This window comes from Trujillonella endophytica, from assembly GCF_900110555.1.
Classification (GTDB): Bacteria; Actinomycetota; Actinomycetes; order Mycobacteriales; family Geodermatophilaceae; genus Trujillonella; species Trujillonella endophytica.
In genome coordinates, this window is record NZ_FOEE01000007.1 from 18,111 (window position 1) to 43,272 (window position 25,162).

Annotated in this window: 26 protein-coding genes; 15 read left to right on the forward strand and 11 right to left on the reverse strand. The window is 74.7% G+C overall.

Annotated elements, in window-relative coordinates:
- Positions 1–19 precede the first annotated feature (19 nt).
- On the reverse strand, positions 20–649 hold the full coding sequence (locus tag BMY88_RS12080; protein WP_170861084.1) for a TetR/AcrR family transcriptional regulator: 630 nt from the start codon (positions 647–649) through the stop codon (positions 20–22).
- Positions 650–739: 90 nt separating this feature from the next.
- Between BMY88_RS12080 and BMY88_RS12085 the strand changes: the two genes are divergently transcribed.
- Complete coding sequence (locus BMY88_RS12085) at positions 740–1,657, forward strand: AurF N-oxygenase family protein (RefSeq protein WP_091943483.1); 918 nt, start codon at positions 740–742, stop codon at positions 1,655–1,657.
- A gap of 39 nt (positions 1,658–1,696) precedes the next feature.
- On the opposite strand, the gene BMY88_RS12090 is transcribed toward BMY88_RS12085, so the two are convergent.
- The 5 genes from BMY88_RS12090 to BMY88_RS12110 form a co-directional block, all read right to left on the reverse strand.
- Positions 1,697–2,488: a TrmH family RNA methyltransferase gene (locus BMY88_RS12090; RefSeq protein ID WP_091943485.1), complete on the reverse strand. Its 792-nt coding sequence runs from the start codon at positions 2,486–2,488 to the stop codon at positions 1,697–1,699.
- A gap of 82 nt (positions 2,489–2,570) precedes the next feature.
- Positions 2,571–2,960 carry a 50S ribosomal protein L20 gene (gene rplT, locus BMY88_RS12095; protein WP_091943487.1) on the reverse strand — a complete coding sequence of 130 codons (390 nt, stop codon included), beginning with the start codon at positions 2,958–2,960 and terminating at the stop codon, positions 2,571–2,573.
- Positions 2,961–2,995: 35 nt separating this feature from the next.
- A complete protein-coding gene (gene rpmI, locus BMY88_RS12100; RefSeq protein WP_091943489.1) occupies positions 2,996–3,190 on the reverse strand; it encodes a 50S ribosomal protein L35 in 195 nt (64 codons plus the stop codon).
- Positions 3,191–3,297: 107 nt separating this feature from the next.
- Positions 3,298–3,939: a translation initiation factor IF-3 gene (gene infC, locus BMY88_RS12105; protein WP_091943491.1), complete on the reverse strand. Its 642-nt coding sequence runs from the start codon at positions 3,937–3,939 to the stop codon at positions 3,298–3,300.
- 440 nt (positions 3,940–4,379) lie between these two features.
- Positions 4,380–4,868 (reverse strand): PH domain-containing protein, encoded by a 489-nt coding sequence (locus BMY88_RS12110; protein WP_244524630.1) that lies wholly within the window; start codon positions 4,866–4,868, stop codon positions 4,380–4,382.
- 47 nt (positions 4,869–4,915) lie between these two features.
- Here BMY88_RS12110 and BMY88_RS12115 point away from each other — a divergent pair, with 47 nt between their 5' ends.
- Together BMY88_RS12115 and BMY88_RS12120 are read left to right on the forward strand one after the other, a co-directional pair.
- The gene (locus BMY88_RS12115) at positions 4,916–5,980 is read left to right on the forward strand and encodes an MBL fold metallo-hydrolase (RefSeq protein ID WP_211435620.1); all 1,065 of its coding nucleotides are present in this window, start codon (positions 4,916–4,918) and stop codon (positions 5,978–5,980) included.
- Between the two features lie 118 nt (positions 5,981–6,098).
- Complete coding sequence (locus BMY88_RS12120) at positions 6,099–7,217, forward strand: uroporphyrinogen-III synthase (protein ID WP_091943493.1); 1,119 nt, start codon at positions 6,099–6,101, stop codon at positions 7,215–7,217.
- A 49-nt stretch (positions 7,218–7,266) separates the two neighbouring features.
- Here BMY88_RS12120 and BMY88_RS12125 read toward each other — a convergent pair whose 3' ends face one another.
- Positions 7,267–8,661 carry a nitrate/nitrite transporter gene (locus BMY88_RS12125; RefSeq protein ID WP_091943494.1) on the reverse strand — a complete coding sequence of 465 codons (1,395 nt, stop codon included), beginning with the start codon at positions 8,659–8,661 and terminating at the stop codon, positions 7,267–7,269.
- A gap of 174 nt (positions 8,662–8,835) precedes the next feature.
- Here BMY88_RS12125 and BMY88_RS12130 point away from each other — a divergent pair, with 174 nt between their 5' ends.
- The 4 genes from BMY88_RS12130 (at position 8,836) to BMY88_RS12145 (ending at position 12,307) form a co-directional block, all read left to right on the forward strand.
- On the forward strand, positions 8,836–9,633 hold the full coding sequence (locus BMY88_RS12130) for a hypothetical protein (protein WP_244524631.1): 798 nt from the start codon (positions 8,836–8,838) through the stop codon (positions 9,631–9,633).
- Between the two features lie 62 nt (positions 9,634–9,695).
- Positions 9,696–10,214 (forward strand): SigE family RNA polymerase sigma factor, encoded by a 519-nt coding sequence (locus BMY88_RS12135; protein ID WP_091943498.1) that lies wholly within the window; start codon positions 9,696–9,698, stop codon positions 10,212–10,214.
- Positions 10,211–11,644, forward strand: coding sequence for a hypothetical protein (locus BMY88_RS12140; RefSeq protein ID WP_091943499.1), 1,434 nt, complete (start codon positions 10,211–10,213; stop codon positions 11,642–11,644). The genes BMY88_RS12135 and BMY88_RS12140 overlap by 4 nt, the downstream gene beginning before the upstream one ends.
- 210 nt (positions 11,645–11,854) lie before the next feature.
- A complete protein-coding gene (locus BMY88_RS12145) occupies positions 11,855–12,307 on the forward strand; it encodes a nuclear transport factor 2 family protein (RefSeq protein ID WP_091943501.1) in 453 nt (150 codons plus the stop codon).
- Positions 12,308–12,386: 79 nt separating this feature from the next.
- On the opposite strand, the gene BMY88_RS12150 is transcribed toward BMY88_RS12145, so the two are convergent.
- From BMY88_RS12150 to BMY88_RS12165, 4 genes are all read right to left on the reverse strand, one after another.
- The gene (locus BMY88_RS12150; protein ID WP_091943502.1) at positions 12,387–13,394 is read right to left on the reverse strand and encodes an iron-siderophore ABC transporter substrate-binding protein; all 1,008 of its coding nucleotides are present in this window, start codon (positions 13,392–13,394) and stop codon (positions 12,387–12,389) included.
- Positions 13,395–13,473: 79 nt separating this feature from the next.
- Entirely contained in the window at positions 13,474–13,884 is a 411-nt protein-coding gene (locus BMY88_RS12155; protein ID WP_091943504.1) for a Rieske (2Fe-2S) protein, read from the reverse strand.
- Positions 13,881–16,427, reverse strand: coding sequence for a nitrite reductase large subunit NirB (nirB, locus tag BMY88_RS12160; protein ID WP_244524632.1), 2,547 nt, complete (start codon positions 16,425–16,427; stop codon positions 13,881–13,883). Before nirB ends, BMY88_RS12155 begins: the two co-directional genes overlap by 4 nt.
- Positions 16,427–19,030 (reverse strand): molybdopterin oxidoreductase family protein, encoded by a 2,604-nt coding sequence (locus tag BMY88_RS12165; RefSeq protein WP_244524633.1) that lies wholly within the window; start codon positions 19,028–19,030, stop codon positions 16,427–16,429. The genes nirB and BMY88_RS12165 overlap by 1 nt, the downstream gene beginning before the upstream one ends.
- Positions 19,031–19,187: 157 nt before the next feature.
- Here BMY88_RS12165 and BMY88_RS12170 point away from each other — a divergent pair, with 157 nt between their 5' ends.
- The 8 genes from BMY88_RS12170 (at position 19,188) to BMY88_RS12205 (ending at position 25,144) form a co-directional block, all read left to right on the forward strand.
- The gene (locus BMY88_RS12170) at positions 19,188–20,006 is read left to right on the forward strand and encodes a TetR/AcrR family transcriptional regulator (protein ID WP_091943506.1); all 819 of its coding nucleotides are present in this window, start codon (positions 19,188–19,190) and stop codon (positions 20,004–20,006) included.
- Between the two features lie 119 nt (positions 20,007–20,125).
- Positions 20,126–20,914: a DUF2382 domain-containing protein gene (locus BMY88_RS12175; protein ID WP_091943508.1), complete on the forward strand. Its 789-nt coding sequence runs from the start codon at positions 20,126–20,128 to the stop codon at positions 20,912–20,914.
- Positions 20,911–21,519, forward strand: a complete 609-nt coding sequence (locus BMY88_RS12180; RefSeq protein WP_091943510.1) for a hypothetical protein — start codon at positions 20,911–20,913, stop codon at positions 21,517–21,519. The genes BMY88_RS12175 and BMY88_RS12180 overlap by 4 nt, the downstream gene beginning before the upstream one ends.
- A gap of 70 nt (positions 21,520–21,589) precedes the next feature.
- Positions 21,590–22,249 carry a GNAT family N-acetyltransferase gene (locus BMY88_RS23845; RefSeq protein WP_091943512.1) on the forward strand — a complete coding sequence of 220 codons (660 nt, stop codon included), beginning with the start codon at positions 21,590–21,592 and terminating at the stop codon, positions 22,247–22,249.
- A 61-nt stretch (positions 22,250–22,310) separates the two neighbouring features.
- Positions 22,311–22,670: a YciI family protein gene (locus BMY88_RS12190; RefSeq protein WP_091943514.1), complete on the forward strand. Its 360-nt coding sequence runs from the start codon at positions 22,311–22,313 to the stop codon at positions 22,668–22,670.
- Between the two features lie 5 nt (positions 22,671–22,675).
- Positions 22,676–23,908 carry an RNA polymerase sigma factor gene (locus BMY88_RS12195; RefSeq protein WP_091943516.1) on the forward strand — a complete coding sequence of 411 codons (1,233 nt, stop codon included), beginning with the start codon at positions 22,676–22,678 and terminating at the stop codon, positions 23,906–23,908.
- Positions 23,909–23,969: 61 nt separating this feature from the next.
- Positions 23,970–24,812 (forward strand): SDR family NAD(P)-dependent oxidoreductase, encoded by an 843-nt coding sequence (locus BMY88_RS12200; protein WP_211435621.1) that lies wholly within the window; start codon positions 23,970–23,972, stop codon positions 24,810–24,812.
- 56 nt (positions 24,813–24,868) lie between these two features.
- Complete coding sequence (locus BMY88_RS12205) at positions 24,869–25,144, forward strand: DUF1905 domain-containing protein (protein ID WP_091943518.1); 276 nt, start codon at positions 24,869–24,871, stop codon at positions 25,142–25,144.
- Positions 25,145–25,162 lie beyond the last annotated feature (18 nt).

Sequence of the window (25,162 nt, forward strand, 5' to 3'; positions counted from 1 at the left end):
CGGAACTGCACGGGAGGGGTCAGCGGTCGGGCAGCGGCGGCAGCAGCGCGGTCAGGCCGCCGGAGGCGAGGTCGGCCAGCTGCTCGACGAGGTCGGCGGCGGGCACGGCCCGGGTACCCGACCACCAGTGCGCCGTCAGCTGCACCATCCCGACGACGCCGTAGGCCCAGGTCATCGCCGCGTCGGTGGGCCGCCCGGCCGCGGCGAGGCGCTCGGTCATGAGCATCCCCAGCGCCTCGGCGACCTGCCCCTCGGTGGCCGCGACCAGGTCGGCCCGGCCGGACCGGCCGGCCTGGGCGTAGGCGAACCGGTACAGCGCCGGCTCCTCCTCGATGAGCTGCACGAACGCGGCGATGACGGCGTGCAGGCGGGCGCGGTCGTCGGCCCGCTCCAGGGCCAGCTCGCCCAGCAGCCGCGGCAGCAGCACCTCGGAGGAGATGCGCTCGAGGACGGCGTCGACGAGCTCGTCCTTGTCGGTGAAGTACCGGTAGAGGACGGTCTTCGAGACCCCGGCCGCCCGGGCGACGTCGTCCACGGCGAAGTCCGGGCCCGCCGTCCGGAGCGCGGTCAGCGCCGCGCCGACCAGCACCTCGCGGCGGCTGCGGCGGTGCTCGGTCCAGCGGGCGCTGCGGCCGTCCGTCTTCGACACGCCGACATCCTCTCGTACCAGTTGCCTGTGTCCATGGGTAACAGCTACCTTCGGGCACAGGATCGCCCGACCATCCTCGGAGGCACGCCGATGACCGCCACCCTGCCCGCCGCCCGGACGCCGACCCGCTCGGCCGACCGCCAGGAGCTCTCGACCCGCTTGCTGGGGTCCGCGGCGCGGACGTCGTTCGACCCCGCGGTCGACATCGACTGGTCCGCGCCGATCCCCGAGGACCTGTACGGCCTGTCCCCCGAGTGGTCCTCGCTGTACGGCACCCCGCTGTGGGACGGGCTCAGCGAGCGGCAGCGGGTCACGCTGACCATCCACGAGTACTGCTCGATCTCCGGCGTCGGCATCTGGTTCGAGTGCCTGCTCATGCAACTGGTGCTCAAGGACGTCTACGGCGACGACCCGGCCCAGCCGCACGTGCAGTGGGCGCTGACCGAGATCGCCGACGAGTGCCGGCACTCGGTCATGTTCGCGCGGACCGCGCAGACATTCGGGGCGCCGTCCTACCAGCCGCCGCCGTCGATCCTGAAGCTCGGCAAGGCCTTCGCCGCGCGCGGCTCCGGCCCGGCGGCGTACGCCGCGATCCTGGTCGCCGAGGAGATCCTGGACATCTTCCAGCGCGACCTGATGCGCGACGAGCGCGTGCAGCCGCTGACCCGCGCGACCAGCCGGATCCACGTCGTCGAGGAGGCCCGGCACATGCGCTTCGCGCGCGACGAAGTCGCCCGCCGCACCCCGCGGCTGGGTCGCTGGGCGCTGCGCCGGCACCGCACGGAGGTCGCCGCGGTGGCCGCGATCGTCGCCGACAACCTCGTCCAGCCGCAGGTCTACGCCTCCGTAGGACTTGACCCGCAGCAGGCCAAGGCCGCCGCCCGCGCGAACGAGGCCTACCGGGCGAAGCTCCGCGACGCGTCGTCGGGGCTGGTCGCCTTCCTGCGCGAGGTCGGCCTGATCGGCGGCTCCTCGGAGCTGCTCTGGAAGCGCGCCGGCCTGGCCTGATGCAGGCCCGGGACGGGGCCACCGCCGGTCACGAAGGCCTCAGCCCTGCGCCAGTTGCGTGGCGTAGAGGCAGATCGCGGCGGCCGCGGCCAGGTTGAGGCTCTCCGCCCGGCCGCGCATGGGGATCCGCACCCGCGCGTCGGCCAGCGCGGCGAGGTCGTCCGGCACGCCCCGGGCCTCGTTGCCGAACAGCCAGAGCACCGGCCCGGCGAGCGCGCCCTCCAGCGCGTCGAGGGACGCCTCCCCCCCGCCGTCGGCGGCCAGCACGGTCACCCCGGCCGCGCGGACGGCGGGCAGCAGGTCGGCCAGCGGCGCGCCACGGACGACGTCGACGTGGAACAGGCTGCCGGCGCTGGACCGCACCGCCTTGCCGCCGTAGGGGTCGGCCGACCCCGCGCCGAAGACGACCGCGCCGGCCCCGCACGCGTCGGCGGTGCGCAGCACGGTGCCGGCGTTGCCCGGGTCGTTGAGCCCGGCCAGCGCCACCGACAGCCGCGGGGGCGACCCCAGCCACGCGTCGGCGGGAATGTCGCGCAGCGCGCACACCGCCACCAGCCCCTGCGGGGTGACCGTCTCCGACAGCCCGGCCGCCGCCTTCTCCGTGATCAGCCGCACGGGGACGCCGGAGCCGGCGACGAGACCACCGGACGCGGCCGCGGCGGCCTCGGTGGCGAAGACCTCGCGGACGTCGTCCGGCGCGGTGGCGAGGGCCTCGGACACGGCCTGGCGCCCCTCGGCCAGGAACAGCCCGGCGGCGTCGCGCCCGGCCCGGCGGGTGAGCTTGCGGGCGGCCAGGACGCGCCCCGACCGCTCGGTGAGCAGCTCGGTCACGACTCTCCTCCCGACCGACGCCGACGCCGCCGGTGCCCACCCGGGAGGGCGGTCACCGACGGCGTCGGAGGGGTGGTCCTGTTCAGGCTGCCTGGTTGCCGGTCGCCTCGGGGTTCGCGAGGAGCGCGGCCCGGGCGGACTCGACCAGCGCGGCGAACGCGGCCGGCTCGTTGACGGCCAGCTCGGCCAGCACGCGCCGGTCGAGCTCGATGCCGGCGAGCTTGAGGCCCTGCATGAACCGGTTGTAGGTCATGTCGTTCAGGCGGGCCGCGGCGTTGATGCGGGTGATCCACAGCTTGCGGAAGTCACCCTTGCGCACCTTGCGGTCGCGGTAGTTGTAGGTGGCCGAGTGGAGGATCTGCTCCTTGGCCTTGCGGTACAACCGGGACCGCTGACCCCGGTAGCCGCTGGCGGCCTCGAGGGTCGTACGGCGCTTCTTCTGGGCGTTGACCGCCCGCTTCACGCGTGCCACGTGAGAGCTCCTGTCTGTTCGTTACGGGACGGCGGTCAGATGCCGAGGAGCTTCTTGATGTTCTTGGCGTCGGCCGGCGAGACCAGCTGGTCCGTGTCGAGGCGGCGCTTGCGCTGCCCCGACTTGTGGGCGAACTTGTGCTGGTTGTTGGCCTGCTCGTGCATGAGCTTGCCGGTGCCGGTCACGCGCACCCGCTTGACCGTGCCCTTGTGGGTCTTCTGCTTCGGCATGTCCTCGCCTGTCCTGGTCGTGGTCGTGCGGGTGCGTGCGGCAGCACGTGGCTGCCGCACGCACCCGGTGGTCTCGGTCGTGCGGTCCTGCGCCGAGGGGCAGGGGGTCAGGCGCTGGGCGCCTGCTCCGCCGGCTGCTCCTGGCCCTGCTCCTGGCTCTGCTCCTGCGCCCGCTCCTGGTCCTGCTCGGCCTTCGCCTCGCGGCCCTTGGCGGACTGCGCTGCCTGCTGCAGGGCCTGCGCGTTCCGGTGCGGGGCGATCACCATGACCATGTTGCGGCCGTCCTGCTTGGGGTTGGACTCGACGACGCCCAGTTCGGCGACGTCGGCGGCCAGCCGCTGCAGCAGGCGGTAGCCCATCTCCGGGCGCGACTGCTCGCGGCCACGGAACATCACGGTGATCTTGACCTTGTCGCCGCCCTTGAGGAAGCGCTCGACGTGGCCCTTCTTGGTCTCGTAGTCGTGCGGGTCGATCTTGAGGCGCAGCCGCATCTCCTTGATGACGGTGAGCGCCTGGTTCCGCCGGGCCTCGCGGGCCTTCTGGGCGGACTCGTACTTGAACTTCCCGTAGTCCATGAGCTTGGCGACGGGCGGCCGGGCCATGGGCGCGACCTCGACGAGGTCGAGTTCGGAGTCCTGGGCCAGGCGCAGCGCCTCGCCGATCGACACGATGCCGACTTGCTCGCCCTCGGGACCGACCAGACGGACCTCGGGGACGCGGATGCGGTCGTTGATGCGGGGCTCGGTGATGGCCTCTCCTCTGCTTCAGCATGGGGAGGGCTCGCTCGACCACCGGACGCCGGAAGACAGGAGGCCCCGCGAGCGACTGCTCGTCGGGGCCCACTGGCCGGTGGCACGTCCACCCGAGGGCGGATGTGCGTCGCGGGCACCGACCGAGATCGGTGCCTGCGAACCGGGGACCTGGGCACCGGATCGGCGCCAGGTGGGAGCGGGCTCCTCTTGGTCAGCGGCCCGGGGCGGGGCCGCTGGGTGGTTCACGCGCCTCGTGTAGCGGGGAGGCACGCCCATGCTACAGCGTCCGTTCGGCGCTGCACATTCCCCCCTGACGTGCCCGGCGGCGGCCCCCTCGCAGGGACCCGCGCCGCGCGGAGCGTGGCGTGGGGGGCGAGAAGAAGGACCCCGTCCCCCGCATTCCTCGCGAGCTCGCGGTGAGCCTCCGGACGGGGCCGTCAGTCCTCGTACAGCAGCGGCGGCCGGGGCGGCTCGGCGGCCTGCGCCGCGGCCAGCAGCGCCCGCAGGTCCTCGACGGCGCGGACGGCGCGCTCGGTGTCCGCGGCCTGGATCGCCAGCACCGACACCTCGTCGCCGTTGGTGAGCAGCAGGCTGGCCCACGAGGAGTGCCGGTCGAACCGGACCGACCGCACCGCGCTCCAGGGCAGCACGTGGCGGACGAAGAGGTTGCGCACCGCCACCCCCGAGGCGTCGGCGTCCACCCGGGACCGCCCGAACGTCAGGATCCCGCCCCCGAGGCACACGCCGACGCCGATGATGGCGACCTGGTCGACCCAGCCGAACTCGACGACGCCGACCGAGGAGCTGGGCAGCAGCAGGCCGACGACGGTCATCGCGGCGGTCACCGCGATCGCCGCCGCGGCGCAGACCAGGCGCAGCCGGCGGGGGACGGCGGAGACGCGGGCGGGGGCTTCCGTGGCGGGCACGGCGCCATCATCCCAGCCGCGCGGGCGTCCGCTGGCACAGTGCTGGCGTGGACAGCGACGTGGAGATCACCGGGACGACCCAGCGCGAGGCGTGGCTGGCGCGACTCACACCGCCGGTGGAGCAGGTGCGCGAGGACCTGTGGTCGGTGCCGGTCCCGATGCCGGACAACCCGCTCCGCTACGTGACCTCCTACGTGTTCGCGCTGGCCGGCGGCGGGCTCGGCCTGGTGGACACGGGCTGGGACTCCGACGACGCGTGGACGTCGCTGCAGGCCGGCCTCGCCGCCATCGGTGGGGACGTCGCCGACGTCCGCGGGGTCCTCGTCACCCACATGCACGGGGACCACAACGGGCTGTCCGCCCGCGTCCGGGACGCCTCGGGCGCGTGGGTGGCGATGCACCCGGCGGACGCCGCGATCGTGCGGGGCATGAGCGAGACCGACGTCGAGCAGTTCATCCGCGACCAGACGGCGTTCATGGTCTCCCTCGGCGCCGACGAGGAGACGGCGGCGTCCGACGCCCCCACACCCGAACGGCTGGCCGGCCTGCGGAAGCAGGCGGTCCCCGACCGGCTCCTGGAGGACGGCGAGCTGGCGGACTTCCCCGGGTGGTCGCTGCGCGCGCTGCACACCCCCGGGCACACCCCGGGACACCTCTGCTTCGCCGAGGAGCGCACCGGGCTGTTCCTCTCCGGTGACCACGTGCTCCCCCGGATCAGCCCGAACATCTCGGCCGGTCAACGGCTCGAGGAGGACCCGCTGCGCGACTACCTCACGTCGCTGGCCTCCGTCGGCGACCGCGACGAGCCGGTCGAGGTGCTGCCCGCCCACGAGTGGCGCTTCCGCGGGCTGGGCCTGCGCACCCGGGAGCTCACCGGCCACCACGAGCACCGGCTCACCGAGCTGCTGGACGCGATCCGCGCGCACCCGCGCAGCACCCCGTGGGAGCTCGCCGGGTACCTGACCTGGTCGCGCCCGTGGGAGCAGTACGCCAACGCGATGCGGATGTTCGCCGTCACCGAGACCGATGCGCACCTGCGGCTGCTGGCCAGCCGCGGTCTGGTCGTCGGCAGCGGCGGCCCGGTGCCGACCTGGACCGTCGCCGTCCGCTGAGACCGCGAGACGTCAGCAGGTGACCGGTGCCACTGCCCGTGTCGCCGTCCGGACACATACCCGCAACGCGGGTGCCCCACGATGGAGCGGCTACAGCACCGAACCAGGGGGACGCGGCTTGACCGACACCGAGCAGGGAGCCGACGTCGTCCTGCCGCTGGCCGGGTACACCGTCGCGGTCACCGCGGCCCGCCGCAAGGAGGAACTCGGCGCCCTGCTGGACCGCCGCGGGGCCCGGGTCCTCTACGCCCCCGCGATCCGGATCGTGCCGCTGTCGGACGACACCGAGCTCGTGGCCGCCACCCGCGAGGTGCTGGCCGCCCCGGTGGACCTGGTGATCGCCACCACCGGCGTCGGCTTCCGCGGCTGGCTGGAGGCCGCCGACGCCTGGGACCTGCCGCTGGTGGAGCACCTGCGGACCGCGCGGGTGCTCGCCCGCGGGCCGAAGGCGCGGGGCGCCATCCGCGGCGCCGGGCTGGTCGACGCGTGGTCGCCGGAGTCGGAGTCCTCGGCCGAGGTGCTCCAGCACCTGCTGTCCGGCGCCGAGGGGTCGCTCGAGGGCCGGCGGATCGCCGTCCAGCTGCACGGCGACCCGCTGCCCGACCTCGTCGCCGGCCTGCGCGACACCGGCGCCCAGGTGCTCACGGTGCCGGTCTACCGGTGGGTGCTGCCCGAGGACGTCGCTCCCGTGCGCCGGCTCGTGGCCTCGGTGATCGCCGGTCAGGTGGACGCCGTCACCTTCACCAGCGCCCCCGCCGCCGCGAGCCTGCTGGCGGTCGCCGAGCAGCTCGGCTCGACGGACGCGCTCGTCGCGGCGATGCGCGACCGCGTCATGGCGGTCGCCGTCGGCGCGGTGACGGCGGGCCCACTGGAGGCCGCCGGGATCCCCACCTGCCAGCCCGAGCGGGCCCGCCTCGGTGCGCTGGCCCGCGAGGTGGTGGCCCGGCTGCCCGAGCGCGACCCGGTGCTGTGCCTCGGCGACATCACCCTGCAGGTGCGGGGCAGCGCCGCGGTCGTCGACGGCCGGCTGGTCGAGCTGGCGCCGGGGCCGATGGCGGTGCTGCGCGCGCTGGCCCGCCGTCCCGGCGTCGTGGTCGCCCGCCCGGAGCTCGTGGGGGGCCTGCCCGGCGGCGGCGACGAGCACGCCGTCGAGATGGCCGTGACGCGGCTGCGGGCGGCGCTGGGCCGCGGCGTCGTCGAGACGGTCGTCAAGCGCGGCTACCGCCTCCCGGTGTGACCGGAGGAGATCCGTCGGGGACACACCGACGGATCTCCTCCGATCGGCTTCAGACCCCGGCCATCGGGGCGCCGCGGCGCAGGTAGACCACCCACGTCACCGCCACGCAGACCACGTAGAAGGCGATGAACGCGATGTAGGCGCCGTCACCGCTGCCGCTGGAGAGGAACGACTGGCGGAAGGCCAGGTTCACCAGGACGCCACCGAAGGCGCCCACCGCGCCGGCGATGCCGATGAGGGCGCCGGACATCCGCAGCGCCCGCCGGTCGGCGGCGACGCTGTCGCCGCCGGCGGCGACCGACAGCTGGGCCTGCGTGCGGAAGATCGCCGGGATCATCTTGTAGGTCGACCCGTTGCCGAGGCCGCTGAGGACGAAGAGGACGACGAAGCCGACGACGAACAGCGGCAGCGACTCCACCAGGCTGGCGGTGAGCACGATCGAGGCCCCGACCGCCATCGCGATGAAGTTGACGAACGTGATCCGGGCGCCGCCGAAGCGATCGGCCAGCGAGCCGCCCAGCGGGCGGATGAGGCTGCCCAGCAGCGGGCCCAGCCACGTCAGGTAGGCCGCCTTCAGCGGGGTGTCGAAGTCGACGGCGAACTGGTTCTGCAGCACCTGGCCGAAGGCGAACCCGAAGCCGATGAACGAGCCGAAGGTGCCGATGTAGAGGAAGGACATGATGTAGGTGTGCGGCTCGCGCAGGGCCTGACGCATGGCCCGCGGCTGGTTGCGCGCCGTCGCCAGGTTGTCCATCAGCAGCGCGGCGCCGACCGCGGCGATGACGATCAGCGGGATGTAGGCGATCAGGATGATCCGCGGGTGCTGGGCACCGGCGGTGGCGAGCACCAGCAGCCCGACCAGCTGGATCACCGGGACGCCGAGGTTCCCGCCGCCGGCGTTCAGGCCCAGCGCCCAGCCCTTGAGCCGGTCGGGGTAGAAGGCGTTGATGTTGGCCATCGAGCTGGCGAAGTTGCCGCCGCCGACGCCGGCCAGGCAGCTGACCACCAGCAGCGTGGAGTAGTCGACGCCCGGCTCCAGGACGATCGCCGTGGCGATGGTCGGGATGAGCAGCAGCGCGGCCGAGACGATCGTCCAGTTGCGGCCGCCGAACTTGGCGACGGCGAACGTGTACGGCAGCCGCACGAATGCACCCAGCGCCGTCGGCAGCGTGGTGAGCAGGAACTTGCCCGCCGGGTCGATGCCGAACACCGGCTCGGGCAGGAACAGCACGAGCACCGACCACAGGCTCCAGATGGAGAAGCCGATGTGCTCGGAGAACACGGAGAAGAACAGGTTGCGGCGGGCGACGCCCTTACCCGTGCCTTCCCAGAACTGGGGGTCCTCCGGGCGCCAGTCCTCGATCCAGCGCCCTCCCCGCGGTGGAGCTGAGGTGGGCGCCGGAGGCGCGGGGACGGCGTCGGTCGGACGGGTGGGGGCAGCCATACGGAGACGGTGACGGCAGCCCGTTCCCCGCCCGTTGCCGTCCGGGGGAACTCGTGTTCCGTTTCGCTCACCGCGGCGGGCGGACGACGGTGAGGTCGGGTGACGCCCCCCGCCGTGGTGAGAGCCGGGGCCGGCGCGGTGCGCCCGCCGCGCCGTCCCGGGATGATCACCCGCGTGACGGAGATCGTGGACGGCGCGGCGCCCTCGGGGCGGACCCTGGTCGAGACCGGCGAGCCGGTGGCCGGGTCGATGAGCCGGTCGGCCGCCGCGCTGCTGTTCGACGCGGGCGCGGCCCGGGTGACGGTCGACCCGCGGCTGGCCGCGTGCCTGCGCCGGGTGGCCGCCGACAGCGCGCTGCTGCCGGTGCCGCGGGAGCGGGTGCGGGCGGGGGCCGCGCTGGCGTTCGCCGTGGAGCTGGCGGTGACGCGGGGGTCGCAGGGCCGGCCGGTGCGCTCGGACGGGTTCCTGGCCCCGGACGTGGGCGGCCGCGCGCCGGCCGACGAGCTCGCCGAGGCCGCCGTCCTCGCCGCGCGGCAGACGCCCGAGGAGTGGCGGGTCCGCCACCTGGGATACCTGCTGGCCGAGGCCGCCGTCTCCCCCGACCTCGACGCCGGCGTCGTGCACCGCGGGCTCCGGCTGGCCGGCGAGCTCACCGGCCGGCAACTGGTGGTGCTGGCGGCCGTCGGCCGCCGGGAGCGGACGCCGCTGCCGATGGCGCCGCTGCCCGTCGACCCCCGCGGGTGGACGGCGTGGGGCGCGCTCGAGGACGTCGCCGACCTGCAGCGCCGCGGGCTGCTCGACCCGCCGCCGGCCGCCCCCCGCCCCGGCGGGGCCGCGCTCCCCCGCCTGCGCATGGCCGACCTGCGGCTGACCCGCCGCGGGGTGCTCGCGCACCGCCTGCTCGCGCTGGACTTCGTGCGCGACGAGGCGATCGCCGCCGCCCTCGCCGCGCTGGACCTCCCCCGGGACTGACCGTGTGGGTGTTCCGCGCCGCTCGACGCGTGTAGAGGGCAGGACCTGCGAGAGGGGACTGCGTGCGCGCCGACGACGAGCGGGGCTTCGAGGACTTCGTGTCCGACGAGCAGCCCGCGTTGCTGCGCCTCGCCGTCCTCCTGACGGGTGACCGCGGACATGCGGAGGACCTCGTGCAGACGGCGTTGCTCACCACCTACCGGCACTGGCCCCGGATCAGCGCGGCCGGCCGGCCCACGGCGTACGTGCGGCGGGTGCTGGTGACCAGCCACATCGGCTGGCGGCGCCGGCTGATGACCACCGAGCAGGTGGTCGACACGCTCCCCGACCGCGCGGATCCCGCGGCGGGCGCCCCGGATCCGGACGAGGCCCTGTCCGCGGCGCTGCGGGCGCTGCCGCCCCGGATGCGCGCAGCCGTGGTCCTGCGGTTCTACGCCGACCTCACCGAGCGGCAGGCCGCCGAGGTCATGGGCTGCTCGGCCAGCGCCGTCAACACCCAGACCACCCGCGGCCTGGCCCGCCTGCGCGCCGTCCTGGCGACGCCGGCCTCCCCCTCCGTCCCCGCCGAGGAGCTCTCGTGACCACCGAGGCCGACCTGCGCGAGCAGCTGACCCGCCTCGCCGAGGCGACCGCCCCGCGCGAGGATCCGTTCCTCGCCGGCCGGATCGCTGCGCTGTCCCGATCGCGGCGGCGCCGGCGGATCGGGCTGACCGCGCTGGTGGCCAGCGTCGCCGCGGTGGTGATCGCCGTGCCGGTCGTGCTGTCGGGGTCCGGGGCCGAGCCGAGCCGGTCCGCACCGGCGGACGGCCCGACGGCGGTCGACGTCCTCGCCGGTCCGACCCGCGGCTCCCTGGCCGGGGACGCCGCGTTCCTGGAGGGCGTGCGGCAGCTGCCCTGGGTCGGGTACGGCAGCGGACCGGTGCCGGACCCGCCCGTCGACACCCGGCGGGTGGTGTGGGCCGGCGACGTGCCCGGTGGCCGCTGGGCCCTCGTCGTCGGCGACAACACCGCCCGGCCCGTGGGCGAGGAGGCCGACCCCGAGCGCCAGACCGACCTCGACGCGCTGAGCGACGTCGCGATGCTCTGGTTCGCCGGTCCCCCCGGCGCCGACGCCACGCAGATGGGCGCGGCGTCGGTGGCGCACGGCGTCGACGTCACCCGGCCGGTCGCGTTCACCACCGGGACGGAAGGCGTGATGGTCGTGATCGCCGCACCCGGGGACACCGTCGAGTTCTCCCGCCGGCCCGATGTCGCCGCCGACGCGACGGTGAGCCGCGCCTGGGAACCGGCCGGGACGACCGACGGCGTGGCCGTCCTCTCCCTCGGCGAGGGCAGCGGAGAGCCGCGGCCCGCGGTGCGCTACCGGGTGCTGCGCGACGGTGCGGAGGTCGTGGTCTCCGTCCCCGAGAGCTTCAGCGCCTGGGGTGACGCGGTCGTCGACGCCGAGGTCGAATGGCTGCGCGGCGGGCCGGAGCCGTCGCCCGGCGTCGACCCGGTGGCCCGCCGCGCGCAGCAGGTGTCGTGGCTGCTCGGCCTGCCGGCGGACGCCGTCCGCTTCGCCGTCGTCTGGGCCGGTCCGGTGCCCTCCCCCGACGAGCGCCGGGCCGAGGTCTCCCTCCTCGCCGCGACCCTCCCGTCGGGGGCGGTCTACCTGCAGGCCGACGCCATGCTGTCCGCCCAGGACGGCAGCGTCGCCGGAGCCGGCTGCGGCAGCGCGCTGCAGGCCGCGGGACCCCCGCTGGCCGAGCGGACCTTCGTGCTGAGCTGCTCGCTGCCGTTCGCCGAGGGCGGGACGCCGGGGCGGCCGAGCCTGGTCGTCGTCGCTCCGCCGTCCGCGACCACGGCGCGGCTGCTGGACGCGGACGGCGAGGAGCTCGGCTCGTCGCCGCTGCGGGACGGCGTCGTCGTGGCCGACGTACCTGCCGGGCTCACCACCGTGCAGACGCTCGCCGCCGACGGAACCGTGCTCGCCGAGACCGCGCCCATGGGGAACGTCGACTGGGACGAGTGACGGGCCGACCGGTCCGCTGACCCGCCGGGCGTGAGCCGAGCGCTCCCGTCAGGGCAGCCGGGGCGGCGCTCCGCAAGCGTCGTCCCCCTACCGGCCACAGGCGGACCGGTTCTGGCCGCTCCAGGGACGACGCCCCCGACCGCGCGACCGCCCGCGTGATCACGACATCGCTATGGTCCCGGTCACATCCCCGCATCCCCCGGAGGCCCCGTGGACCTGCAGACCCTCGCCGACCGCATCGAGATCCGCGACGTGCTGACCCGCTACTGCCACGGCATCGACCGCGGCGACTGGGAGATGTACCGCAGCGTGTTCACCGACGACGCGATCGTCGACTACAGCTCCGCCGGCGCGCCCAAGCTCCCCCGCGACGAGATGGTCGAGTTCCTCTCCGCGGGCTTCGCGGCCTTTCCGTTCACCCAGCACCACGTCACCAACATCGAGGTCCACCTCGACGGCGACACGGCGAAGGTGATCGCCGACTTCTACAACCCGATGCAGATCCCGGGCGTGCAGGGCTTCACCTACACCGGGGGCTACTACCACCACGACATGGTCCGCACCCCGGACGGCTGGCGCTCGCGCCACCTGTACGAGGAGAGCATCTGGTTCGTGAACCCCGTGCAGGCGCCTCCGGAGGGCGTCGTCGTCAGCCCCTCCTGACCCGCCCCCCGACGGCAACGGGCGCCGCCCCCATCAGGGAGCGGCGCCCGTCGTCGTCCGGATCGGCGGAAGTCCGTGCTCAGGCCTGCACGATCGCCGAGATCTTCGGGACCAGGCTCTCCAGCAGGTACGGCAGGCTCAGGACGCTGCCGAACTGCAGCGCGTCGTAGTCGGCCCCCTCGACGAACAGCGCGCGACCCTGCGCCACCGCGGGGATCGAGTTGAGGATCGGGTCGTTCTCGATCTGCGCGCGCTCCTCGTCCGAGCCCGACTGCCACAGCAGCACGTCGGCGTCGAGCAGGTCGGCCTGCTCCTGGCTGACGGTGCCGTAGAACTCGTCGCCGGCGATCTCGTCCAGCTCCGGGGCGACCACCATGCCGAAGTCGGTGAAGAACTGGGTCCGGGTGTCGCTCGAGGAGTGGAAGGGGTACTCGCCCTCGTAGGCCACGCCCGACAGGGTGACGGTCCGGTCCGACAGCTCCGGATGGGCGGCGACCGTCGCCTGGAACTGCGCCTCGACCTCGGCGACCAGCTCCTGGGCCCGCTCCTCCTGGCCCAGCGCCCGGCCGGTGATCAGCGTCTGGTCCTGCCACGGGGTGCCGAACGCCGGGAACTCCTCCGGCTGGACGACGACGGGCGCGATCCCGCTGAGCGTGTCGTACTCCGCCTCGGTCAGCCCCGCGGTCACCGCCATGATCAGGTCGGGCTCGAGCGCGGCGATCGCCTCGATGTCGACCTCCTCGCGCGGGATGATCTCCGGGTCGGCGTCCCCGGCCGCCTCGTCCGCCCACGGGAAGAACACGTCGTCCTCCGGGCCGAAGGCGTAGCGGACGGCGACCGGGACGACGCCGAAGGCCAGGATCGCGTCCTGCTCGGTGAAGCCCAGGGACACCACGCGCGTGGGCTCCTCGGGGATCTCGGTCTCGCCGTAGGCGTGCTCGATGGTGACGGGGAAGGCCGACGAGCCGCCGGACGACGACGGGCCGGCGGAGTCGCCGCCGTCGTCGTCGGAGCCGCAACCGGTGAGGACCAGCGAGAGGGTCAGGCCCGCGACGGCGGCGCCGCGCGTGCGAGTGGTGATCGACATGGGTGGAGTTGTAGCCGGGCGCCGCGAGTTAGGCAAGCCTCACCTGACCAGCGTGCCCGTTCCGTGATCGGACCGAGGCTCACACGTCGACGACGAGCATCCCGTCGACCTCGCGCACCGGGTAGGTGCGCACCGCGAGCGCGCCGCTGGTCGCGGCGCCGTCGACCCACCGGTAGGCGTACAGGTGCAGGGGGCAGACCAGGACGTCGGGATCGGTCTGCCCGTCCGCGAGCGGGCCTCCGGCGTGCGGGCAGGCCGCCTGGGTGGCGTGCAGCGAGCCGTCGCGCAGCCGGAACACCGCCACCTGGATGTCGCCGGCGACGAACGCGCGGCCCTCCCCGGGCGGCACGTCCTCCACGCGGCCGACGGCGTGGGCGCGGCCGCCGGACGGCGCCGGTGCCCTCCCCGGGACGGCGACCTCGCGGGCGGGACTGCCGAGTTCCGTCCCGGCCGTGGTCGGCTCGGCGATGTCGGACGTGGTGACGCTCATCGGACGGGCACCTTCGGCAGCGGGATCAGGGGCAGGGAGGAGCGGAACTGACCGGGGGTGGCGGGCTCGCCGCCGTCGGTCCCCCACGGGTCGCGGTAGGCGTCGACGGAGCGCTGCATGCCGGCGTCGAGGTCGGCGCAGATGCCCTCGCTGTCGTCCAGCAGGACGGCCTTGATCTTCTCCAGGCCGATCCGCGGCACGAAGTCGTAGGTGCGCTCGAGCCAGTTGGCGTTCTCGCGGTAGTACTGCATGAACCGGCCCGAGAGCTCAATCACCGCCTCCGGGGAGTCGACGGTGGCCAGCAGGTCGCCCTTGCGGACCGAGGCGCCGGCCGCGCCGCCGATGTAGACCTCCCACTTGCCGTTGCCGACGGCGACCACGCCGACGTCCTTCACGTAGGCCTCGGCGCAGTTGCGCGGGCAGCCCACGACGGCGAGCTTCATCTTGGCCGGGCTCTCGATGCCCTGGAACCGGCTCTCCAGGTCGATCCCCAACTGGGTGGAGTCGCCCAGGCCGAAGCGGCAGAAGTCGCTGCCGACGCAGGTCTTCACCGTGCGCATGCTCTTGCCGTAGGCGTAGCCCGAGGGCATGCCCAGGTCGGCCCACATGGCCGGCAGGTCCTCCTTGCGGACACCGAGCAGGTCGATCCGCTGGCCGCCGGTCACCTTGACCATCGGCACCTCGTACTTCTCGGCGACGTCGGCGATCTTCCGCAGCTGCGCGGGCGTGGTCACCCCGCCCTTCATCTGCGGGACGACGGAGAACGTGCCGTCGCGCTGGATGTTGGCGTGCACCCGGTCGTTGATGAACTCGCCGTCCTTCTCCGGGACGAAGTCCACGCCCCAGATCATCTTCAGCAGCGAGGTCAGGCCCATCTTCGACTTCGCGTCCTCCTTGCCGCCGGGCACCAGGGCGGCGAAGACCTGGGAGACGCTGCGCAGGTCCTGCTCGCGGATGGCCGCCATGAGCTCGGGCTTGGCCAGCGGGACGCCCGGCACGTACCAGGAGGCCGACGGGTCCTCGACCACGTCGCCGTCGGCGGCCCACTCCACGATCTGCTTGACCAGGCTCTTGCAGGAGCCGCAGCCCTTGCCGGCGCGGGTGCGGTCCATGACGGCGCCGACGCTGCCGCAGCCGTCGGCGACCGCGCCGCAGATGTCGCCCTTGGAGACGCCGTTGCAGTTGCAGACCTGGCTGTCGGCGGGCATCTCGGCGACGCCCACCTCCTCGGCGCCGTCGGAGAGGTCGACCAGCAGCCGGATGCGCTCCTCGGGCAGCGGCGCGCCGCGGTCGAACGCCTGGGTGAGGAAGGCGACCTTGCGGGTGTCGCCGAGCAGCGTGGCGCCCACGAGCTTGTCGTCGCGGATGACCACCGACAGGTGCACGCCGCGCCGGGGCTCGCTGATGACCAGGAACTCGTCGTCGTCCCGCTCGGGGGTGTTGATCCCCATGGTGGCGACGTCGACCCCGGCGACCTTCAGCTTGGTCGCGGTCCGGCTGCCGGAGTACTCGGCGGCGGGGTCGGTGCCGGTGAGGACGTCGGCCAGCACCCGGGCGTGCTCCCAGGCCGGGGCGACCAGCCCGTAGACCGAGCCGCGGTGCTGGGCGCACTCGCCGATCGCGTAGACGTCGGGGTCGTCGGTGCGCAGCTGGTCGTCGACGACGATCGCGCGCTCGACCTCCAGCCCGGACCGGACGGCGACGTCGGTGTGCGGCCGGACGCCGGCGGCGACGACCAGCAGGTCGCAGTCCAGCCGCCTGCCGTCCTTGAGCAGCACGCCCTCGACGGAGTCGGTCCCGAGGACCTCGCCGGCCATCGCGTCCAGGTGCACGGTGATGCCGAGGGACTCGACGCTCTTCTTCAGGATCGCCCCGGCCTCGGCGTCGAGCTGGGCGTTCATCAGCCACGGCATCGCGTGCACCAGGTCGACCTGCAGCCCGTGGCCCTGCAGGGCGCGGGCGGCCTCCAGGCCCAGCAGCCCGCCGCCCATGACGACGGCGCGCTTGCAGCGGCCCGTGGCCTCGAGCATGGCGCGGGTCTCGTCGATCGTGCGGAAGCCGTAGACCCCGGGCAGCAGCTCCCCGTCGGCGGTGCGGACGCCGGCCATCGGCGGCACGAACGAGTAGCTGCCCGTCGCGAGGACCAGGTGGTCGTAGGGGGTGACGCTGCCGTCCGCGGCGTACACCAGCTTGGCGGCGGTGTCGGTCTTCTCCACCCGGACCCCGGCCCGCAGGTCCACGCCGTTGTCGGCGTACCAGTCGTGGCTGTTGAGGACGATGTCGTCCTCGTGCGACTCCCCGGCCAGCACCGGGCTGAGCATGATCCGGTTGTAGTTGCCGTGCGGCTCGTCGCCGAACACGGTGATCCGGAACTGCTCGCCGCCGCCGCGCTCGAGCACCTCCTCGACGAAGCGGGCGCCGGCCATGCCGTTGCCGACCACCACCAGCCGCGCGCGGGTGTCCAGGTCGTCGTCGCCCAGGCCCAGGGACGTCATGCCCTGCGGGCGTCCGCCGAGGACCCCGTAGGTCGCCGTGATCGTCATCAGACCTCCACCAGACCCAGGTCGAGCACGAGCTCACCGGTGACGCCCTCGGGCGCCGCGGCGTGCAGCTCGACGACCGTGCCGCCGGGCAGGTCCTCGACCACCCGCAGCGGCACGTGCACGTCGCCCTTGGCCCCGATCGGGAACCAGCGCATCGCCTCCCCGTCGCGCAGCAGCAGGACGTAGACCAGCTCGCCGGTGGAGTTGCCGCCGCGGAAGTACAGTGCCTGGGCGCTGCAGCCCGAGGGCACGGTGTACCGCAGGGCGGCGTCGACGGGGCCGGGCTTGGCCAGCCCCTCGCCGGTGATCGGGTAGACGCCTTGCAGGAAGCGGGGGGTGCTCTTCACGCGGGTGCTCCTCTGTGCTGCGGATCGGGATCGGGCCGGGGGCCTGGGCTCGGGGGTCGGAACGGGGGCGTGGGCGCGCGGCCGGGGCTGGGTGGCCGCGGCCGGCGGGTCGATCCGCTCGGTCGGCCCGCTCACGCGGGTGACGGCGACCGCGCAGACCTTGAAGGCCGGCATGCGGCTGACCGGGTCGAGGGCGGCGGCGTCGGTGAGCGCGTTCGCGCTGGACCCGCCGCCCCAGTGGAAGGGCGCGAAGACGACGTCGGGCCGGATGGCGTCGGTGACCTGCGCGGCGAACCGGGCGCGGCCGCGGCGGGTGGCGAGCTCGACGACGTCGCCCTGGCCGATGCCCAGCTCGCGGGCGAGGTCGGGGTGCAGCTCGGCGCGCGGCGTCGGGGCGATGAGCTGCAGGCTGCGCGAGCGGCGGGTCTGGGTGCCCGACTGGTACTGGGCGAGCACCCGGCCGGTGGTGAGCACGAACGGGTACTCCGCGTCGGGGCGCTCGTGGGCGTCGACGTGCTCGACGCGGACGAACCGGGCGCGGCCGTCGGGGGTGGCGAAGCGCTCGGTGAACAGCCGCGGCGTCCCGGGGTGGGCGGGATCGGGGCACGGCCAGAAGACACCGTCCTCGGCGTCGATCCGGTCGTAGCTGATGCCGGCGTAGTCGGCCACTCCCCCGGCGCTGGCCCGGCGCAGCTCCTCGAACACCGTCTCCGGGTCGCCGGAGAACCGATCCCCCGCGCCGAGCCGGCCGGCGAGCTCGGCGAGCAGCTGGAGGTCGTCGAGGATGCCGTCGGGCGGGTCCAGCGCCCGGCGCCGGCGGATCACCCGGCCCTCGAGGTTGGTCATCGTGCCCGCCTCCTCGGCCCACATGGCGCTGGGCAGGACGACGTCGGCGAGCTCGGCGGTCTCGGAGAGGAAGAAGTCGCTGACGGCGAGGAAGTCGAGGTCGGCGAGCCGGCTGACGACCCGCCGGGCGTCGGGCGCGGAGACGGCGACGTTGGAGGCCAGCACGAGCAGCGTGCGCACCCCGCCGTCCGTGCCGAGGGCGTCGAGCATCTCGAACGCGCTCTTCCCCGGCACCGGGAGGTCGTCGGGGTCGATCCCCCAGACGGCGGCGACGTGGGCGCGGGCGGCGGGGTCGCGCAGGCTGCGGTAGCCGGGCAGCTGGTCGGCCTTCTGCCCGTGCTCGCGGCCGCCCTGCCCGTTGCCCTGCCCGGTGACGGTGCCCCAGCCGCTGCCGGGCCGGCCGGGCAGGCCGAGGGCCAGGGCGAGGTTGATCCACGCCTGCGCGGTGTCGGTGCCGCTGCGGTGCTGCTCGGCGCCGCGGGCCGTCAGCACGATCGCCCGCTCCGCCCGGGCGAGCGCGAACACGGTCCGCCGCTGGTCGGCGACGGGGACGCCGGTCAGCCGCTCCACCCGGTCGGGCCAGTAGGCGGCCACGCCGGCCCGGACCTCGTCGAAGCCGGTGGTGCGGGCGGCGACGTACTCCTCGTCGACCAGCCCCTCGGCGAGCGCGATGTGCAGCAGCCCGTTGGCCAGCGCGAGGTCGGTGCCCGGCAGGGGCTGCAGGTGCAGGGCGGAGTTGCGGGCGGTGGCCGTCCGCCGGGGGTCGACCACGATGTGCCCGGCGCCGCGCTCGCGGCCGGCGTCGAAGTACTGCATCGCCGGGGGCATCGTGTCGGCCGGGTTGCTGCCGACCAGGACCACGACGTCGGCCTCGGCGATGTCGGCGAGCGGGAACGGCATCCCGCGGTCCAGGCCGAACGCGCGGTTGGCGGCGCCCGCGGCCGAGGACATGCAGAACCGGCCGTTGTAGTCGATGGCGGAGGTGCGGAGCGCGACCCGGGCGAACTTGCCGAACTGGTAGGCCTGCTCGTTGGTCAGCGAGCCGCCGCCGAAGCAACCGACGGCGTCGCGCCCGTGGGTGCGCTGCGTCCGCCGGATGGCGCCGACGAGCCGGCTCAGCGCATCGTCCCAGGTGGTCTCCACCAGCGGGCTGGTGCGGTCGCCCGGAACCGCCCGGACGAGCGGGTGCAGGAGCCGCTCCGGGTGGTCCAGCAGCTCGACCGACGACCAGCCCTTCGAGCACAGCCCGCCGCGGTTGGTCGGGAAGTCCAGCGGCACGAGGGTGGCGGGCCGGTCGCCGGCCGTGACGCTCATGCCGCACTGCAGGGAGCAGTACGGGCAGTGGGTCTTCGTGGTCCGCGAGCCACCCCGGCCGCGGGCGGCGGAGTCGGGCACGGCTGCTGCGGTCACGACGACGAGGTTGCGCGAGCGGCGTTTCCCGGCGTGGGCCTCGGCGTCAACGCTGCGTTCCGTTGACCTCACAATCCGAGGGGGGCGGCGGTGCGGTGCGGCGACGACCGGGCAGGATGCAGAGGACGGACCAGCGACCCGACGGCGAGGAAGTGCCATGGCGAGGGCGGCCGATCCCGACGAGCCGGCCGGCAGCGCGCCCCGGACAGCCGATCCCGACTCCCCCGAGGCGCGCGGCGGCGCCGCCTTCGTGGTGACCTCGGGGCCCCCCGGCACCGGCCGGGCGGCACTGGACCGCCGGCGCATCCTGGGCGCGGCGATCGAGTTCATCGACTCGCACGGCCTGAGCGCGCTGACCATGCGGCGGCTGGGCGCCGTCCTGGGGGTGGAGGCGATGGCCCTCTACCGGTACGTGCCGGGTCGCGAGCAGCTGCTCGACGGCGTCGTCGAGAGCGTCGTCGACGAGTTGTACGGCGACCCCGACGTCCACATGGAGGCCGCGCACGGCTGGCAGGACTACCTGCAGCGCCTGGCACACGGCGTCCGGCGCATCGCCCTGGCCCACCCGGAGCTCTTCCCCCTCGTGGCCACCCGCCCGCCGGCGGCCCCGTGGGTGCGCCCCCCGCTGCGCAGTCTGCGCTGGGTCGAGTCGTTCCTCACGGCGCTGACCGGCAGCGGATTCTCCGACGAGTCCGCGGTGGCCGCCTACCGGGCCTACAGCAGCTTCCTGCTCGGTCACCTGCTGCTGGAGGTGTCCCAGAAGGGCGTGGCCATCAACGCGGCCGACACCGGCGAGGCGACCCCTGCCGTCGACCCCGACCTCGGCGAGTACCCCACGGTGGTCCGGCTGCAGGAGCTGCTCTCCGTGGACGAGTCCGCGGCGGAGTTCGAGGAGGCGTTGGAGAACCTCCTCGGGCGCCTGGAGCACGTCCGCCGCGAGGGCCGCGACCCGCGCGACCCGGACAGCTTCACCTGAGCGGCCCTCCGCCGGCGGCGTTTACAACGTAAACCAGCGGGCACGACTGGAGCAGCGCTCACCCGGTGTACCCGGCCCGGAGGAGCGCCGAACCCCCGTCGAACCCCTGAGGAGCACCCGTGATCACCGAGCAGCAGATCAGCAGCGTCATCGGCAGCATCGCCGTCGGCCCGGAGGGCAAGCTCGGCACCGTCGGCGAGGTCTACCTCGACGACTCGACCGGCCGCCCCGAGTGGGCGACCGTGCGCACCGGCCTGTTCGGCACCAAGGAGGCCTTCGTGCCCCTGGCCGACGCCACCGCCTCCGGCGGCGAGCTGCGCGTGCCCTACGACAAGGACATGGTCAAGAACTCCCCGCACCATGACGCGGAGGGTCACCTCTCCCCCAGCGAGGAGGCCGACCTCTACCGCTACTACGGCCTCGACAGCAGCCGGTCGGTCGCCGACGCCGTCGGCACCGCCCGCGGCCCGGAGCTGGTCGACCGCGACGTCGATGCGCGCGGCACGGTGGGCCACGACACCTCGGGCCCGACCACCGACGACGCGATGACGCGGTCGGAGGAGCGGCTCACCGTCGGCACCCAGCGGGTCCAGGCCGGCGTCGCCCGGCTGCGCAAGTACGTCGTCTCGGAGAACGTGACCGAGACCGTGCCGGTCTCCCACGAGGAGGTCCGGGTCCAGCGCGAGCCGATCACCGAGGGCAACGCCGGCCGCGCGATGGACGGCCCGGCGATCTCCGAGGAGGAGCACGAGGTCGTGCTGCACGCCGAGCGCCCCGTCGTCGCCAAGGAGGCCGTGCCGGTCGAGCGCGTCCGCCTCGACACCGAGACCGTCACCGGGCAGGAGACCGTCAGCGACACCGTGCGCAAGGAGCAGATCGAGCTCGACGGCGACTCGACCACCCGATGAGCGGCAGCATCGCTCCCGACAGCGAGGTGGGCACGGGGGCCCGTGCGAGCCGCGGCCCCGCCCGTGACGCGGTCGAGGCCCAGCACGCCCGCTTCGGCGGCATCAAGTGGGGCGCCGCGTTCTTCGGCTGGCTGTCCGCCAACGGCCTGGCCGTCATCCTCATCGCGCTCGTGGCGGCGGCCGGGGTGGCCGTCGGGCTCACCCAGGGCGTGGACACCGACACCGCCGTGGACGACGCCGCCGCCATCGGCCTGGGCGGCGGCATCGCGCTCGTCGTCGTGCTGTTCCTCGCCTATCTGGCCGGCGGCTACGTGGCCGGGCGGATGTCCCGCTTCGACGGCGTCCGCCAGGGTCTGGCGGTCTGGCTGATCGGGCTGCTCGTCGTCGCCGCGTTGGCGATCGCCGGGCTGCTGTTCGGCTCGGAGTACAACGTGCTCGAGCGGCTGAACCTGCCGCGCATCCCGATCGACGAGGGCACCGGCACCACCGGCGGGATCGTCGCCCTCGCCGCCGTGCTGCTGGCCACGCTCATCGGTGCGGTACTCGGCGGAAAGCTCGGCACCCGGTACCACCGCAAGGTCGACCGCGCGGGCTTCGACGCCTGAGCGACGACCCGCTCCCCCGCCGCCGGACCACCCCAGCCGGGGCGGTCCGGCGGCGTGGTCGAATGCCGGGGTGAGCGACGTCCCCACCGTGGTCCGCGTGGGCATCCCGTCCGTGCGCCCGGCCGAGCAGCGCGACGTCCCGCGGATCGCCGCGACGCTCACCGTGGCCCTGGCCGACTCCCGCTGGACGCGCTGGGCGCTGCCCGAGGACGGCCGGATCCAGCGGCTGACCCGCTGGCACGAGCTCTCGGGGGGCCACCGCGGCGTCTCCACCCGCAGCGCCTGGGTCACCGAGGACGTCACCGCCGTCGCCACGTGGGTCCCCCCCGCCGGCGCCCCCGGGACGACGCCGATGCCGGCCGACGTCCGTGCGGCGCTGGACCGGGAGCTGCCGGTGCTGTCGGGGGCCCACGCCGCACGCGTGGCCGCCACCCGGGAGCTGGTGGACGCCGCGCGCCCCGCCGGGCCGCACTGGTGGCTGGAGCACCTGGGCACCCGACCGACGGCGCGCCGCAAGGGCATGGGCCGGGCGGTGCTCGCCCCCGCGCTGGCCCGCTGCGACGCGGACGGGCTCCCGGCCGCGACCTCGGTCCACACCTGGGCCGGCGTCCGCTTCCTGCGCGGTTCCGGGTTCGCGGTGAGCGCCGCCCTGCACACCGCCGACGGCGAGCTGCCGGTCTGGGTGCTGGTGCGCGAACCCGGTGCCACGCCGGATGTCGATCCGGGCTGAGCCCGTTCGTACAGGGGGTGAGCGGGCGGAGGAGCCGCCCGCCGGACGGCGAGGAGACGCCATGCCGCACTACCTGCTGACCGTGGTCCAGCCCGGCGACGGGACCCCGCCCCCGCCGGAGGTCCTGGAGCCGATCATGCGCGACACCGACGCGGTACACCGGGCGATGGTGGACGCCGGCTGCTGGGTCTTCGGGGGTGGGCTGCACCCGCCCGCGGCCGCCACGACGCTGCGCCCGAAGGACGGGGAGGTCCTGCTCGTCGACGGGCCGTTCGCCGAGGCCAAGGAGCACGTCGGCGGGTTCTCGGTGATCGACGTCCCGGACCTGGACGCCGCGCTCGACTGGGGCCGGCGCCTGGTCGCCGCCACCACCCTGCCGATCGAGGTGCGCCCGTTCCACGACGGCTCGGGCACGCCCTGACCGGGATGACCCCCGAGCTCGTCGAGGCCGTCTTCCGCGAGGCGTACGGCCGCGCGGTCGCCGTCCTGACCCGCCTCCTCGGTGACATCGGATCCGCCGAGGAGGCGGTGCAGGACGCCTTCGTGGTCGCGCTGCAACGGTGGCCCGCCGACGGCGTGCCGCCCGCCCCGGCCGGCTGGATCGTGACGACCGCCCGGAACCGGGCGATCGACCTGATGCGGCGCGAGGCCACCCGCGACGACCGGCACCGGCAGGCGGCGCGGCTGGCCGAGCCCGATCCCCCGCCCGAGGAGGGCGCCGTGCGCGACGACCGGCTCCGCATGCTGTTCACCTGCTGCCACCCGGCGCTGGCGCTCCCCGCCCGCGTGGCGCTGACCCTCCGCCTCGTCGGCGGCCTGACCACCGCCGAGATCGCGCACGCCTTCGGGGTGCCCGAGGCGACGATGGCCCAGCGCCTCGTCCGGGCCAAGGGCAAGATCCGCGACGCGCGGATCCCCTACCGGGTGCCCACCGAGGCCGACCTGCCCGACCGGCTGCCCGGCGTGCTCGCGGTCGTCTCCCTCGTCTTCACCGAGGGGCACACCGCGAGCTCCGGGTCGGGGCTGGTGCGCCCGGACCTGTGCGCGGAGGCGATCCGGCTGGGCCGGCAGCTGGTCGAGCTGATGCCCGACGAGCCGGAGGCACTCGGGCTGCTGGCGCTGATGCTCCTGACCGAGGCGCGGCGCCCGGCGCGGGTCTCGGCCACGGGCGACCTGGTGCCGCTGACCGAGCAGGACCGCTCCCGCTGGGACGCCGCGCTGATCGCGGAGGGGCAGGACCTGGTGCGCCGCTGCCTGCGCCGCAACGCCCCGGGGGCGTACCAGGTGCAGGCGGCGATCCAGGCGGTGCACGACGACGCCGCGACGGCGGCGGACACCGACTGGCGGCAGGTCGTCGTCCTCTACGACCACCTGCTGACCCTGGCGCCCTCGCCGGTCGTCGCGCTGAACCGCGCGGTGGCCGTGGCGGAGGTCGACGGACCGGCGGCGGGGCTGGCCGCCCTGGAGGGGGTGGAGCTACCCCGGTCGCACCTGCTGCCCGCCGTCCGCGCCGACCTGCTGCGGCGGCTGGGGCGCACCGGCGAGGCGCTGGACGCCTACGCCGCGGCGCTCGACCTGACCGGCAACGCGTCCGAGCGGGCGTTCCTGGAGCGCCGGCGCGACGAGCTGTCGGCAGCCCACCGGTCGGCGCAGGCCTGAGCCCGCGCCCGCCCGGCGACGGCGCCCCGCCGTGGCCCCCGGCTGGATAGCGTGCGCGCTCGTGGCCATCGACGACGACGCGCGGTACCAACTGCCCCCCGGCGCGCGGGGGGCCCGGCTGCAGGGCCGGGTCGCCCTCGTCACCGGCGGAGGGTCCGACGGGGAGTTCCTGGGCATCGGCGCGGCGACGGCGATCCTCTTCGCTGCCCAGGGCGCGCGGGTGGGGGTCGTCGACGTCTCCCCCGAGCGGGCGGCCCGGACCGTCCAGCGGATCAGCGACCTCGGCGGCGAGGGGCTGGTCGCCGAGGCCGACGTGACGGACACGCTCGCCTGTGCCCGGGCCGCCGATGCCGTGGCCGAGCGGTTCGGGCGCCTGGACGTGCTCGTCAACAACGCCGCGGTGTCCGGTGGCGGCACGGTCGTGGACATCGACGAGGAGGAGTGGGAGCGCCTGCTGCGGGTCAACCTCGGCGGCGTCATGCGGATGAGCCGCGCGGCGATCCCGCACCTGGTCCGGGCCGGTGGCGGCTCGGTCGTGCACGTGTCGTCGATCGCCGGTATGCGGGGGCTCGGCACCGCTGCCTACGCGGCGGCCAAGGGCGGCGTGCAGGCGCTGACCGCGGACATGGCCTACTCGCACGGGCCGGAGGGGATCCGGGTCAACTGCATCGTGCCGGGGCACCTGCACACGCCCATGGGCTTCCATGGGTCGGCGCAGACGCGGCAGGTCCGGCGGCAGTCGGGCCTGCTGGACCGCGAGGGCGACGCCTGGGACGCCGCCTGGGCCGCCCTGTTCCTCGCCTGCGACGAGTCGCGGTGGATCACGGGGGTGCTGCTGCCCGTGGACGCCGGGACGACCGCGACGACGCACTTCGCCGTCCGCCGCCGGCTGGGCGATGTGTAGCGGCCGCCTTCGCACCGTCCGCGATGAGTTCCCGGGCGGGGCGCGGTCGGAGGGGTATGAGCTCCCCCCTGGACGTCACCTTCACCGCGCCGATCGAGAAGGACGGCGCCTTCGCCACCTACCTGACCGTGCCGCGCTCGGCGGAGCTCCTGGGCACCCGCCGCGCGGTCAAGGTCACCGGGACCACCGACGGGCATCCGTTCGCCGCGACCCTCATGCCGTCGGGCGCGGGGCCGCACTGGCTGCCGCTGCGCGCGGCGATCTGCACGGCGATCGGGAAGAGCGCGGCCGGCGAGCAGGTCACCGTCCACCTGCAGCAGCGGCTGAGCTGAGGGCGCCCGCCGTGCGCG

Coding starts and splice junctions, on each gene's coding strand:
- BMY88_RS12085 (WP_091943483.1), top strand. CDS start 740: ATGACCGCCACCCTGCCCGCCGCCCGGACGCCGACCCGCTCGGCCGAC.
- rpmI (WP_091943489.1), bottom strand. CDS start 3,190: ATGCCGAAGCAGAAGACCCACAAGGGCACGGTCAAGCGGGTGCGCGTG.
- BMY88_RS12125 (WP_091943494.1), bottom strand. CDS start 8,661: ATGGCTGCCCCCACCCGTCCGACCGACGCCGTCCCCGCGCCTCCGGCG.
- BMY88_RS12150 (WP_091943502.1), bottom strand. CDS start 13,394: ATGTCGATCACCACTCGCACGCGCGGCGCCGCCGTCGCGGGCCTGACC.
- BMY88_RS12155 (WP_091943504.1), bottom strand. CDS start 13,884: ATGAGCGTCACCACGTCCGACATCGCCGAGCCGACCACGGCCGGGACG.
- nirB (WP_244524632.1), bottom strand. CDS start 16,427: ATGACGATCACGGCGACCTACGGGGTCCTCGGCGGACGCCCGCAGGGC.
- BMY88_RS12170 (WP_091943506.1), top strand. CDS start 19,188: ATGGCGAGGGCGGCCGATCCCGACGAGCCGGCCGGCAGCGCGCCCCGG.
- BMY88_RS12180 (WP_091943510.1), top strand. CDS start 20,911: ATGAGCGGCAGCATCGCTCCCGACAGCGAGGTGGGCACGGGGGCCCGT.
- BMY88_RS12190 (WP_091943514.1), top strand. CDS start 22,311: ATGCCGCACTACCTGCTGACCGTGGTCCAGCCCGGCGACGGGACCCCG.
- BMY88_RS12195 (WP_091943516.1), top strand. CDS start 22,676: ATGACCCCCGAGCTCGTCGAGGCCGTCTTCCGCGAGGCGTACGGCCGC.
- BMY88_RS12205 (WP_091943518.1), top strand. CDS start 24,869: ATGAGCTCCCCCCTGGACGTCACCTTCACCGCGCCGATCGAGAAGGAC.